Source organism: Flavobacterium chryseum (assembly GCF_004362015.1).
Lineage (GTDB): Bacteria > Bacteroidota > Bacteroidia > Flavobacteriales > Flavobacteriaceae > Flavobacterium.
The window spans coordinates 272,300-286,212 of sequence record NZ_SNWW01000006.1 but is presented as its reverse complement, the minus strand read 5'-3'; the positions used below and the strand labels follow the sequence as shown (position 1 = coordinate 286,212).

The window sequence follows — 13,913 nt, the reverse complement described above, 5'->3', positions numbered from 1 at the left end:
GGGCTAGGACACTCGTTTTCATAAGAAGCATTTTTCATTTAATATCATCCCGAGGGATAACAAACAGGTTGTTTATACCTACAAGGTTTTTAAAACCGTGCAGGAGAAGAACGTAGTAAAAAATTAAATACTTGTAGCAGCAAATCCACCGTCTACTTTTATAATGGTTCCCGTTACGAATTTAGACATGTCGCTGCATAAAAATAAAAGCGCTCCATCAATATCTTCCGGAGTCCCAAATCTTCCCATTGGTGTATGTTCGATAATTTTTTCTCCTCTTGGCGTTAGTTTTCCTTCAGGCGTAAGTAATAAAGCTCTGTTTTGTTCTCCGATGAAAAATCCGGGTGAAATCGCATTTACACGAATTCCTTCACCATATTTTGAAGCCAGTTCAACTGACATCCATTGTGTAAAATTGTCAATCGCCGCTTTTGAAGCCGAATATCCAACCACTCTCGTTAAAGGTCTTTGTGCCGATGCCGAAGAAATATTAATTATAATTCCTTGTTTTTGTTTCGCAAAAAGTTCCGCAAAAACCTGCGATGGAAGCATGGTTCCAATAATATTTAAATCGACAACTTTTTGCAAATCATCTACCTGCATATCATAAACTGCCTGATTAGGCTGTATTGTTGCTCCCGGCATATTTCCGCCCGCTGCATTGATTAAAATATCAAGTCGGCCGTATTTTTCTACGATAAAATCTTTGGCTTTTTCAAGTTCTTCTTTGTTTAAAACATTGGCTTGTATGGCAAAAGCTTTTCCTCCGTTACTTTCAATAGCAGCTACAGTGTTATTTGCTTTTTCGATCGATTGTGATACAATTCCAACAATAACGCCTTGTTTGGCTAAAACGTTTGCAAAATTGCTTCCCAATACGCCTGCGCCACCGGTAATTAATGCAACTTTTCCTTTTAGATTAAATATTGAATCCATTTTAAATTTTATGGTTTATAATAAATTTTTTGCCACAGATTAAAATGATTAAAAGTGTTAATCTGTGGCAAATTTTCTGTGTTATTTTTTTGCGTTAACCTATTTTCTTATGGTCTGAATTATTTCAATTGCTTTTCTGGTTTCATTTTCAATTACTTCATAATCTCCTTCTTCCATGCGTTTTTTACTGATAAGTTTACTTCCCAGTCCAACAGCAGAAGCTCCTGCCGAAAACCAACTTTGAATACTGGCGTGCGTAGCTTCAACTCCGCCCGTTGTCATGAAAACCAATGATGGAAAAATATCTTTTATACTGCTTAAAAATTCTGTACCTAAAATATTTCCCGGAAAAAGTTTAACGAGTTTGATTCCGGCATTTTCGGCTGTAATAATTTCTGTTGGCGTCATGCAGCCCGGCGCGTATAGAATTTCTTTGCTTTTTAGAAAAACCGCCACTTCAGCAACAAAACCCGGGCTGATAAAAAAATCAGCACCAGCGCTTTCAAAATTTTTGGCTTGTTCTAAATTTTTAATAGTTCCGATGCCTAGTAGCATTCCAGGTAATTCGGCATTTCGAACAGCGACCATTTTCTTAAAGTTTGATAATGCCTCAGCACCTCTGTTTGTATATTCTACAGCTCTGATTCCGGCCTTGTAAAGCGTTCTTAAAACTTCTACAGTAATGGTTTCATTTGCATGAAAATACAACGGAAGAATACCTTGTCTTGCAATAACATCAATGGAGTTTGAGATCGTGTTCATGATTTTATATTTTTACTTTAATAACAATTTTTCTCAATATTCCTTCGCCAATCATAGCAGCGTGAACATCTTCCGGAAACAAAATCGTAAACTGTCCTTCCTGTAATTCAAAAAACATGTCCGGTTTATCATGAAAAAAACGAACGTCTCTTTCATCGCTGTAATCTCCGTTTGGACTCAAGCATTTTTGTCTGGGTTTCCACGCATAAGTTTCAGGACCTTTTATCAAAAATTGAATGTCGATATTTTGATCATGACATTCAAAACCTTTTATGCTTTCTTCTTTGGTTGATCCTTCACCGGAAATCGCAATCACCTTTAAACCATATGCAATTTCAAATGAGCCATTCTCCAGATTATTAATATCATTTTGACTTAAATATTCAAATGCTTTTTTAAAATTCGGATGCAAACTGTAGTACTTTGAAGCATTGCTTAAAATGTCTATAATCATATTTTAAATTTTATAATTGATTTTTTTATTTGTAATTTATTTATAAATACTAAATAAATTGCTTTTTTGTATGTAAAATATGTATTTTTGCGTGTACGCACACGGGCTTTTACAAATGTATAGAAAAAGTTAACTAAAACAACTTATCTTTCATAAAAAAAATTAATTTTACGAACTTATAAACGCATTTTAACCTTAAAAGAAGCACTATCATTACAATAAAAAAAATAGCAGAATTAGCCAATGTTTCGCCGGGAACTGTGGACAGAATCATTCATAATCGTGGACAGGTAACGCAGGATAATGTAGATAAGGTAAATGCTATAATTGAAAAATACGGCTATAAGCGAAATATTCTGGCTAGTAATCTGGCACTGAATAAAAAATTTCGTTTTGCTGTTTTTCTTCCTCAATATGAAAATATCGAATACTGGAAAAGTCAGATTACCGGAATAGAAAAAGCAGCTATTGAATTCCGAAAATTTGGAGTGGTTCTGGATTATTTTTTCTATGATTTTAATGCAGTTTCCTTTAAAAAAGAAATCAAAAAAGTTTTAGATTTTGAATGCGATGGATTGTTGTTTGCACCAATTTTTCATGAAGAATCAGTTCAGTTTTTAAAAGAATATCAAAAGAAAAACATTCCGGTTGTCATGATCGATTCTAATATTGATTCAAATACAGAACATACATATGTGGGACAGGATGCTTTTCAGAGCGGTTATCTGGCGGGAAGACTGATTAGTTTTGCTGTAAAAAATGAAAGACAAATTCTGATTTTTAAAATTACCAGAGAAATAGAAAGTACATCGGTTTATAAACAGCGTATTGATGGTTTTTATTCTTTCTTTAAAGATAATAAAGAACTTACGAATTTTAAATTCTCAGAAGTTACCATCAAAGATTCCGGAAATGATCTGTTATCTCTCGAGATGTTTTCAGGAATAAACAGTGTTTTTGTACCGAATTCAAGAGCTTATATTGTTGCAAAATTCCTCGAACAAAACAATATAAAAGGTGTTCGTATTATTGGTTACGATTTATTAAAGGAAAATATTGAATACCTTAATAAGGGAATAATTGATTTTTTAATCAATCAAAGACCTGAAGAGCAGGGGTATATGGGAATCAATCATTTATATAAAATAACGGTATTGCAGGAAACGGTAGAAAACACTCATTATATTCCGTTGGAGATTATTCTGAAAGAGAATTATTTTCCTGTTAGGAAGCCGGTTTGATTTTAACGATTTTTTTTTAATAATTAGACCTGACAGTTTTTTAAAACCTGTCAGGTCTTTGTTACTAAAAGTTATTATGCAAATTACTTCTTCAACTTCACCAAAAGCGGATTATTTACCTTTTCAGCAAAAGAACTCAAATACGTTTCCCATTCGGCTTTAGTTTGAAACGGACTTCCTTTTTTCCATCCGAAACCCACATAATAAACTGCTTTTTTCTTTTTTACAGCAATATTTCCATACAAATTACTGAAGTCCTTATCATCGGTTACATAATTATCAAAACTCGTTAAAGTGTTTTTTGGAGCCACCAATCCGGTTCCAATTTCAGAATCATCAATAGATTCCCAATGACTTATCCAGCCTTCTTTAACGTTTGTTCCAATAGTTCCTTTTTTATCATGAAGCGTTAATCCCGCAGCAATTGATTTAGCTCCTTTAATATTAATTTCAAAACGAGAAAGATAACTTCCGTAATCGAGGCTAATCAATTTAGATTCTTTTATTTTTTTTCCTTTTGCATCCCAATTTTCGTATGTTAGAATAAAACTTGTTCTAATTGGGCCTGTTGTAATGGTTTTCCAAGTGGTGAAATTTTTAGAAAAATAATATTTACCGTCGACTTTAACGGCAATTCCGCCAACACCACGGCTGTCGCCCACATGAAAATTATCTAAACCTTCGCCAGAATCTTTATGATAGGTTCCGGTTCCGTTAGTCGCTTTTTCGTACCATTTATTAATAATCGGGTAATCGACTCTTTTTAGCCAGGCATCAATTCCGCTTGTTAAAGTTCCTCCGGCAATTTTATCTTCAACCATTTTTTGAGCAACCGGACCATAAGTTCTAAAAGCGACTTTGTTGTTTTCCCAAGCGTAATCATCTGTTCTTTCAGGAACAAATCTTGAATAGCAATTGATGTTTTTAGTGGCTGATGTACTTGATGTTGGTACAATTTCAAAATCTTTGCTGGTAGAAGCCGCTACTTTTGGCTGAAATAATAACACATCCATAGTACCGTCGCCATCATTATCTACAGATTGGCTTTCCAGATATAAATCACTATTGGCTTCTTTTACAGCTAATTCTTCGAGATTTGCTGATGAAGGTAGTCCTAGCATTTTTTTTGTAAGTTCTACAGTTTCAAACTGGCGGTTAACAGAAAGTGAGTTTGTAACCGTAATAACTTTATTTTGAGACTGAACGGCAAAACTGCTCGTTATAATGAGGGAAAATAAAAGATGTTTTTTCAAAATATTTGGGTTTAATTTTATTGTGATTCTTAAATATACAAATCAAATACCACATACCAGTACATAATAGGAGTAAATATGTACAGCGTGTTGAGAATGAGATAAATTTGAAATAAAGTTTGTAAATAAATACTACCTTTAAATATAAATAATCTAAAAGACATGAAACAAAGCGCCGGCATATTACTATACAAATTCATCGATTCGACACTATTTTTTTTATTGGTTCATCCCGGTGGGCCATTTTGGAAAAACAAAGATTTAGAAAGCTGGTCGATTCCAAAAGGAGAATTTACAAATGAGGAAGATCCGCTTGAAGCAGCAAAACGCGAATTTCACGAAGAAACCGGATTTAAATTAGAAGGTGAAACAGAAGAATTTATTGCCCTTGAACCCGTTAAACTCAAATCAGGGAAAAAAGTTCTAGCCTGGGCTTTAGAATTTGATATTGATGTAACTTTGGTAAAAAGCAATGAATTCGAAGTTGAGTGGCCGCCCAAATCAGGAACTTTGCAAAGTTTTCCGGAAATTGATAAAGCCGAATGGTTTCAAACAGCAGAAGCCCTGAAAAAAATAAATCCTGCGCAGGCTGATTTTATAGTTCAGATAGTTTCAAAAATTTCTGCTACGCTCTAAAATTCCAATTACTTTATAAAATATTTTGTAATTTACATTTTCGGTCAGGCCGAATAATTTTAAAATGTAAATAATAAAATATGGAAGTTAAATGTATAATTTTTGATTGTGACGGAGTTCTTGTTGATACTGAAAAAATAGGAAATGGAATTCTTCTTTCTATGGCTGCAGAACACGGTTTTGAAATGAAACTTGAAGATGCTTACCGCGATTTTAACGGACGCAATTTAAAAGAATGTTTTCTGCATATTGAAAATGCCATTCAAAAAAAGCTTCCGGATAATTTTGAATCTGAATATCGCGAAAAAAGTTTTGAAGCCTTCAAAACTCAGGTAAAACCAATGGAAGGCGTTATAGATTTTATTGAAAATTTAAAAATTCCGTATTGTGTAGCTTCCAGCGGTCCCGTTGATAAAATCCGACTCAATCTTGAAGTCGCAGGTTTACTGGATAAATTCGAAAGCAAAATATTTAGTTCTTACGAGATTAATAGCTGGAAACCAGATCCTGGCATTTTTCTGCATGCGGCAAAACAAATGGGCTTTGATGTTAAAGATTGCATCGTAATAGAAGACAGTAAAGCCGGAGTAAAATCAGGAATATCAGGCGGATTTAAGGTTTACGGTTTTGCTAACGGATATAATAACGAAGATTTATTAGAAGAAGGAGCAATTCTTTTTGAAAATTATGAAGAGTTAGATGAACTAGTGTTTCAGGCTTAAAAGTTTCGGGTTTCAAGTTTGCGGTAGTTTTGTCATTTCAATTTCAACGGAAGCCTCGGGAAGATGCTAAAAAATAAGCCATTCCTACGGAATTTTATAATAGAGTTCTTTAGGAACGAATTATATTGTAGGGATGGATTTTAATCCATCTTTCACATGCATAATTCCGCCCAGTTTTGTCATTTCGACGGAGGAGAAATCACACTCGTATTTCGACAAAGATTGGCGACTTGCATTGCGGAATTTCTAGTGTGATTTCTCCTCCGTCGAAATGACAAGATTGTGGTTAATAAATGTAATTTGTTACACTAAAATAAAATTTTATATATTTGAATATAGATATTCGCTTTTTTTAAGGCTTTAAATATTAAATTATTAATGTTAGCGTTAATAAACAAACGATTTATTTAATTAAAAATGATTTCTCCCAAAGCGGTTGTTTTTAATATTGCGGTTTTCAAAACCGAAAAGTAACCTACAGACAAAAACAAAATGACGAATTTTATAATTAGATTTTTAGTTTTATCGATATTCTTTTTGCCCCATTTTTTTTGCGCTCAAATTAAAAAAATAGGCGTTCCTTTTATCACCAACTACAATCCGAAAACGTATAAAGCAGCTTCAGAGAATTGGGATCTTTTGCAGGATTCTAAGGGAATGATGTTTTTTGCGAATCATTTCGGGATCATGCAGTTTGACGGCGTACGATGGAGTATTGTAACCCAACCTGAAAATAAAAGTATGGTTCGTTCTCTTGCCATCGATAAAAACGACAAAATGTTTGTTGGCGCTCAGGGCGATTTTGGTTTTGTAGTGCAATTACCAAACGGACAATATAAATATACTTCTTTAGTAAAATTACTTCCCGCTTCGGCTAAAAATTTTGGTGATGTTTTGCATACCGTTATTCTCAATAACGAGGTGATTTTTTTCTCAAGCGAAAGATTATTCATTTATAAAAACAACAAAATCAAAGTCATAAAATCTGATTCTAATTTTGATGAATTTTTTAAAACCGATAATGCAATCTATGTTTTAGACAATCAAAAAGGATTATTGAAACTCAAAAATGATGTTTTAGAGCCGATGACCGACGGACAAAAGTTTTCCGGAATGAAGATTCGAAAAGCATTTGAAACGAAAGAAGGTTTAATACTACTGACTCAAAAAAACGGACTTTTTATTTACAAGAACAATGAGATAAAACCTTTTGTAACCGAAGCGGATTATTTGCTGAAACAGAATCAAATTACCACGGGAATTTTACTTTCTGATGGTTATTTTGGAATTGGTACACGCCAGTCCGGATTGGTTGTTATAGATAGTTTGGGAAATTTAATTCAGCACATCAACAAACAAATGGGTTTGCAAAATGAATATGTAACCAATCTTAAAACGGATAAAGAAGGCAATTTGTGGGTAACTTTAAAAGAAGGGATTTCCCTGATTCAGATTTCTTCGCCTTTGTCGAGAATATTGGATACTTCAAATTCAGAAACTAAAATATATTGCAGTCAAATCTATCAGAATAAATTATATATCGCCACAGATAACGGTTTGTTTTGGCTCGATTGGAATGCATACAAAAGTGGAAAACGAGAAAATGCCAACTTTCAATATATTTCAGGAATGTCTGAAAACGTTTGGAATGTGGCTGTTTTTGGGAATTCACTTTTGGCTTTTGAAAAAAATGGAATCTTCGAAGTCAAAGGAAATTCAGCCCAATTACTGGCAAAAACAGATGGTGCCTGGAAAGGTGTAATTATTCCCAATCGTCCTGATTTATTGCTGGTTGGCGGTTACACAGGATTGTATTTATTGAAAAATATAAACGGTTCGTGGGTTTTTCAGCATAAAATTAAAGGTTTTGATGAAAGCAGCAGAGTCATTGAAACGGATACAGCCGGAAATATCTGGATCGCGCACGGTTATAAAGGAATCTACAAAATTAGGTTTAATGCAACTTTTAATGCCGTTTCAAGTCTTCAGTTTTATAATCAGGCATCGGGTTTTCCGTCGAGTTTGTTTCTGAATACGTTTAAAATCAACAATCAGATTATTTTTGGGACAACTAAAGGAGTTTATAAGCAAGATTCTCAATCAAAGAAAATGATTCCTGATCTTACTTTTAAAAAATATCTCGGATTAGAAAACCATATTCGTTTGCTTAAAGCAGACAATCAAAATAATATCTGGTACGTTTCTGGAGAAAATACCGGAAAAATGACTCAGAAATCAGACGGAAAATTTACTACAGAAGAATTGCCTTTTAGAAAACTTCGATACTTATATGTGCCGGGTTTCGAAAATATTCAAACGACTTCAAACGGAGATGTATTTTTTGGTACCCAAGACGGTCTGATTCATTATAATACAACCAAAACCAAAAAATATCAATCGAAATATAAAGCGGTTATTTCAGAGGTTAAATGTATTTTTCCGAAGGATAGTTTGCTGTTTTCGAGCCGATACGATGTACTTCCAAGCCATAATGAAACCAATTCTGAAGAACTTTCTCCCGCTTTATCGCATTACAATAACGCTTTACATTTTTCATTTGCGTCACTTTGTTATGATGAAGCCGATGCTACAAAATATGAATATTGGCTGGAAGGTTTTGAGCCAAAATGGTCAGAATACACACTTCAAACCGAGAAAGAATATACGAACTTGCCTGAAAACGAATATGTTTTTCACGTAAGGGCAAAAAATATTTACGATGTTGTAAGTGAAGAAGCCATTTTTAAATTCGAAATCCTGCCGCCGTGGTACAGAACTTCATGGGCTTATATCTTGTATTTACTGCTTTTTGGGGTTTTGATTTATGCCATTATCAAATACCAAAAAAACCTTGCAGAGCGTGATCGCGAACAATTGATACTTAGTCAGGAAAAAGAATTGTTGCGAAATCGTGCGGAATTGAACGAGCAAAAACTGGCCTTAGAGCAGCAAAACATGGCTATTATGCGCGAAAATCTTGAAGCTACGATTAACCTAAAAAATGCAAAAGTGGCTTCGAATACCGTAAACCTCATCCATTTAAATGAAATTCTTCTTTCTATAAAAGACCTTATTAGCCAGATTGACAGGAAAAATGAGCCTAACGTTAATTTCAGTTTATTGTCTAAAATAAATAAATTAATCGATCACGAATTGCAAGGCGATCAGCATTGGAATGAGTTTGAAGAAATCTTTAATCAGCTTCATGACAATTTTATGCAACGATTAAAAACAAGTTTCCCGGAACTCACTCCACGCGATATGCGTTTGTGTGCTTATTTGCGAATGAATTTCAATACAAAAGAGATTGCTCCGCTTTTAGGCATCTCTGTAAGAGGTGTTGAAGACACCCGATACCGTATCCGAAAAAAATTGAAGCTTCCCTCAGATGCTAATATTACCGAGTTTATTTTGAATTTTTAAATGTTCTATGTGTTTAATTTTTTTTTTTACGCAGATTTAAAAAAGATTTAAGCAGATGCGCACAGATAATTATCTAAATTTAAATCTGCTTCAATCTGTAGAATCTGCGTGAAAAAAAATCACATAGAAACATAAATTTAAAATAGTAGGCGTGAATTCTTATAGATAAAAATCATGTCTAATCGTTTAAAACCGCTTATTAAGCGCTTTTTTATAATCAGTATAATCCTAAGTAGTTTTACGCGTTTTGACTTCTTATTACTACATTTTTTTATCAACACCGTAGTCAAACCGTATCTAAAAATGTAAGTCTTGCCTGATTTATTTGTTAATATTGTGCATTATTACGAAAATAAATAGTCTGTTTTTTACAAATAGATAGTTTGTTAACTAATAATCTTTACTAACAAAAAACTAAAAAAAATGAATCAAAAAGACTTTTTTTTCGGCCGACCACCGAAAAGCAATTACAATTTTTTATGGAAGAGATTTATCATTTTAATGATTTTAGCATTATGGCCTTTCCTTAAAATTCACTCACAATGTAATACCCTTATTTGGTCAGATGAATTTAATGGTACAACGGTAGATTTAACCAAATGGCAAAGTATTTCCGGAAACGGCTGTCCTTCGCTTTGCGGATTCGGAAATGCAGAAGCTCAACGTTATGACCCGAATCAGGCAACAATTGTAAAAGAAGGAACAAACAGTTATTTGAACATTCAGGCAAAATATGAGCCGAATGCAGCATTTCCTTCACAACCGTATTCTTCGGCAAAACTTACGACCGAAGGTAAATACGCTATAAAATACGGAAGAATTGAAGCCCGTATGAAATTATCTAACGGAACGGGCGCCTGGCCTGCTTTCTGGATGTTACCTGCAGGTACATCAAATTGGCCTTTTACGGGTGAAATTGACATCATGGAAGCCAAGCACAGAAACCCAAAATCGGTAGATGGAACGATTCATTACGATGGCGGCGGCTATCATTATACAGGAAGAAGTTACAGTTCGCCAACCGATTTATCGACAGAATTTCACGTTTATGCGGTAGAATGGGGACCAAATATTATAAAATGGTTTATTGATGGCAATTTATTTCATACCGCTACACCAAATACAACGGTAAACGGTGGATGGCCTTTTAATGATCAACAGTTTTATATCATTTTGAATTTGGCTGTTGGTAGCGGTGGAACGCCATACACGAGCGTAAACGGAGTAGGTGTAGAACCAGTTCCGGCTGATTTTCCGGCAAAACTACAAGTAGATTACGTTCGTGTTTACAGCGGAAGTTTTACTTATGGTGTTCTGGGTGATGCTAAAGTTTACAACAACGAAACCGGAAAAACCTATTCTATAAATGCTATTCCAGGCGCCACTTATAACTGGACAGTTCCTGCGGGCGCCACAATTACTTCTGGACAAGGCACAAATACGATTACAGTAAACTGGGGAACATCTGGAGGAGATGTTGCTGTAGCTACTACTGTTTCAGGATGTACGGCTAATACGTATAAACTGGCTGTAACAACAGAAGCGCCTTTACCGGTAGAAAGAATTTACGAAGATTTTCAATCAAACCGAAATATCGTTTACGGAAACAAAACGGGTGTTCTGACAGAAGCCGTTGCAAATCCGTCAGCTACAGGAGTTAACACTTCTGCTTTGGTAGGAAGATATGTTCGTAATGCATCTGAATTATATGATGTATTGAATATCAAAAATGTAACAATCAGCAATGCTAACGATTATGTTTACGGACGAAAAAAGATCTCTTTTGATATCTATACTTCGGCTCCGGTTGGAACAAAAATCTCAATGCAGCTTGAAAATAGTTTAGTAACAACGGCAACTAATTTTCCGTCAGGAAGACATAGCGGTTACAAAGCCACAACAACAGTTCAAAACAAATGGGAAACGATTGAATTTGAATTTGAAAAAGTTATCGATCCAAATACAAGTGCTTTGACTATCAATAATGTTGTTTTTCTTTTTGAATCAAATTCGAATTCGGGAGCGACTTATTATTTTGATAATCTGCTTACGAAAGCCGCACCAGAAAAACCAATTATTGCGACCGATGTTTTACAAAACTACGATGGCATCAATAAAATAATCAAAGGAACAACAACCGGAACGTATTCTGTTGTTGCAAATCCAGGAGCTAATTCGGTTAACTCATCTGCGAATGTGGCAAGATATGTTCGAAATGTTACCGAACAATATGATGTACTTTTCTTTAATACACAAAGTACGATCGAAGATGCAGGTTTACTAAAAAACCAGACCAATAAAATCATGATCGATGTTTATACTTCTGCACCAATTGGTACAGTTGTAAGTCTGAATTTAGAAAACAGTGCAACATCGCTTCCTGCTAATTTTCCAACAGGAAGAAACAGCAATTATGTAGCGATCACGACCAAACAAAATCAATGGGAAACGCTGACTTTTTATTACAATTCAAGTCCAGATGCGGGAACTTCAAACTTGGCGATCAACCAAATGGTGATATTAGTCAATTCAGGTTCTTTCACCAGCGATACCTATTATTTTGATAATATCAGAATTGGATCAACCAAACTTCCGGATACATTTACGCCAGGAGTGGTTTATGAAGATTATCAAACGGTTCACAATATTACCTTTAGAGATGCCATTGGAACTTATACTGCAAATGCAGCAAATCCAAATGCAAGCGGAATCAATACATCTTCGAATGTTGGAAGATATGTTAGAAAAGCAACTGAGTTGTATGATAATTTTTCATTCAATACGACTTTAACGAATATTGGCGATTTCAAAAGCGGAACCAAAAAATTCGCAATGGATGTGTACACGTCTGCGCCTGTAGGATCTATAATTTCATGGCAGGCAGAAAGCAGTGCTTCGATTCCGTCAAATTATCCTGCCGGAAGACATAGTATTTATCAAGGTGTTGTAAAACAAACCAATACATGGCATACTGTAACTTTTACGTATGCAAGTTCACCAGACGCTTCGACTTTAGATAGCGAAGTAAACCGTTTCGTTTTCTTGTTAGAGCCGGGAACAAACTCTGGAAACACATATTATTTTGATAATATCAGAGCTGTAAATTTAGTTTCTACAGAAAACCCTCCGGCAACTTTACCAGCGCCGTGGGTTAGCACAGATTTAGGTGCTGTAACTCCTGCGGGAGAAGCAACACACAGCAATGGAACTTTCACTATTAAAGGTTCAGGAACAGATATTTGGGAATCTAGCGATCAGTTTCAATATGTGTATCAGCCCATTACAGGCGATGCCGAAATTATTGCCAGAGTAACTTCATTGACCAATACCAATACGTACGCAAAAGCGGGTGTAATGTTTAGAGAAACGCTTACGCCAACTTCTAAACATGCTATGACCACCATTACGGCTGCGGCAGGAGTTGAGTTTTTATCAAGAGATGCAGTTTCGGTACCAACAATTCAACAGGGAGCAGCAGGAACTTTTCCTAAATGGCTTCGTACTGTTAGAACAGGAAACGTATTTACGTCTTACACATCTGATAACGGAACAACCTGGACACAAATTGGTACGGCAAGAACGATTGCAATGGCCAGTACTCTTTATGTGGGAATGGCTGTAACATCTCATGCTAACGGAACTTTGGCAACGGGCGTTTTTAGTGATGTAATTGTTCGAAACATAACGCCTCCAAATAACAATGTCAATTTGGCTTTAGCAAAAACAGCAACAGCTTCTACAGAAGAAAATGCTACTTATTCTTCTGCGAAAGCCACAGACGGAGATGCAGGAACTCGTTGGGCAAGTAGTTTTGCCAATGCAAGCGAGTGGATTTATGTTGATTTAGGAAGTAATTACAACATCAATCGTGTGGTTTTAAAATGGGAAGCCGCTTTTGCAACTCAATATAAAGTGCAAATTTCTACTGATAATGTGTTCACCGAAAATGAAACCGTAAACACTCAAACGGCCAGCGATGGCGGAACCGATGATTTGACTGTTGCCGGATCAGGAAGATACATTAGAATTTTATGTACAACGAAAGCTTTAGCGCCATACGGATATTCTCTGTTTGAAATCGAGGCTTACGGATCTGCTTCATCGGCCAAAAAAGCGGCTGTTATCGAAACGGAAGAAGTAGAAACAGCTTTTACTATGTATCCAAATCCTGCCAGTAATTATATACAGCTTTCATTACCTGAAAAATTAGATAATAAAGTGGTAACGATTTATGACAATGCGGGAACATTGATACTACAAAGCAAGGTAGATAATGATTCTAATGAAAGCCTGATTGATATAAGCAGACTTACAAAAGGAATTTATATTCTGAATTTTAAATCAGATCAAAAAAGCTGGACTAAAAAATTGATTAAGAAATAATTAAAAATCCGTTGGGTGTAATTGTTTTAAAATAATCTTCTCGTTAATGACTTGGAATTAAATTTAAAAAAGGATAGCACCACAATATCACCTGACGGATTAT

At 35.0% G+C, this 13,913-nt stretch carries 9 protein-coding genes; 5 read left to right on the top strand and 4 right to left on the bottom strand.

All coding sequences use genetic code 11. The features are described from left to right. Window positions 1-123: 123 nt before the first annotated feature. From EV143_RS13715 to EV143_RS13705, 3 genes are all read right to left on the bottom strand, one after another. The gene (locus EV143_RS13715; RefSeq protein WP_133508505.1) at window positions 124-936 is read right to left on the bottom strand and encodes an SDR family oxidoreductase; all 813 of its coding nucleotides are present in this window, start codon (window positions 934-936) and stop codon (window positions 124-126) included. A 99-nt stretch (window positions 937-1,035) separates the two neighbouring features. Continuing rightward, entirely contained in the window at window positions 1,036-1,698 is a 663-nt protein-coding gene (locus EV143_RS13710) for a bifunctional 4-hydroxy-2-oxoglutarate aldolase/2-dehydro-3-deoxy-phosphogluconate aldolase (protein ID WP_133508504.1), read from the bottom strand. Between the two features lie 4 nt (window positions 1,699-1,702). Next, the gene (locus EV143_RS13705) at window positions 1,703-2,152 is read right to left on the bottom strand and encodes a YhcH/YjgK/YiaL family protein (RefSeq protein ID WP_133508503.1); all 450 of its coding nucleotides are present in this window, start codon (window positions 2,150-2,152) and stop codon (window positions 1,703-1,705) included. Window positions 2,153-2,361: 209 nt separating this feature from the next. Here EV143_RS13705 and EV143_RS13700 point away from each other — a divergent pair, with 209 nt between their 5' ends. Continuing rightward, window positions 2,362-3,393 carry a LacI family DNA-binding transcriptional regulator gene (locus tag EV143_RS13700; RefSeq protein ID WP_317128074.1) on the top strand — a complete coding sequence of 344 codons (1,032 nt, stop codon included), beginning with the start codon at window positions 2,362-2,364 and terminating at the stop codon, window positions 3,391-3,393. 83 nt (window positions 3,394-3,476) lie between these two features. Here the strand turns inward: EV143_RS13700 and EV143_RS13695 are convergent, their stop codons facing one another. Continuing rightward, a complete protein-coding gene (locus EV143_RS13695) occupies window positions 3,477-4,646 on the bottom strand; it encodes a DUF4861 family protein (protein ID WP_133508501.1) in 1,170 nt (389 codons plus the stop codon). Between the two features lie 162 nt (window positions 4,647-4,808). On the opposite strand from EV143_RS13695, the gene EV143_RS13690 reads away from it, so the two are divergent. The 4 genes from EV143_RS13690 (at window position 4,809) to EV143_RS13675 (ending at window position 13,810) form a co-directional block, all read left to right on the top strand. After that, the gene (locus EV143_RS13690; protein WP_133508500.1) at window positions 4,809-5,282 is read left to right on the top strand and encodes an NUDIX domain-containing protein; all 474 of its coding nucleotides are present in this window, start codon (window positions 4,809-4,811) and stop codon (window positions 5,280-5,282) included. A gap of 80 nt (window positions 5,283-5,362) precedes the next feature. Beyond that, on the top strand, window positions 5,363-6,004 hold the full coding sequence (locus EV143_RS13685; protein WP_133508499.1) for an HAD family hydrolase: 642 nt from the start codon (window positions 5,363-5,365) through the stop codon (window positions 6,002-6,004). A gap of 492 nt (window positions 6,005-6,496) precedes the next feature. Then, window positions 6,497-9,427 carry a triple tyrosine motif-containing protein gene (locus EV143_RS13680; RefSeq protein ID WP_133508498.1) on the top strand — a complete coding sequence of 977 codons (2,931 nt, stop codon included), beginning with the start codon at window positions 6,497-6,499 and terminating at the stop codon, window positions 9,425-9,427. A 423-nt stretch (window positions 9,428-9,850) separates the two neighbouring features. Then, complete coding sequence (locus tag EV143_RS13675; protein ID WP_133508497.1) at window positions 9,851-13,810, top strand: family 16 glycosylhydrolase; 3,960 nt, start codon at window positions 9,851-9,853, stop codon at window positions 13,808-13,810. Window positions 13,811-13,913 lie beyond the last annotated feature (103 nt).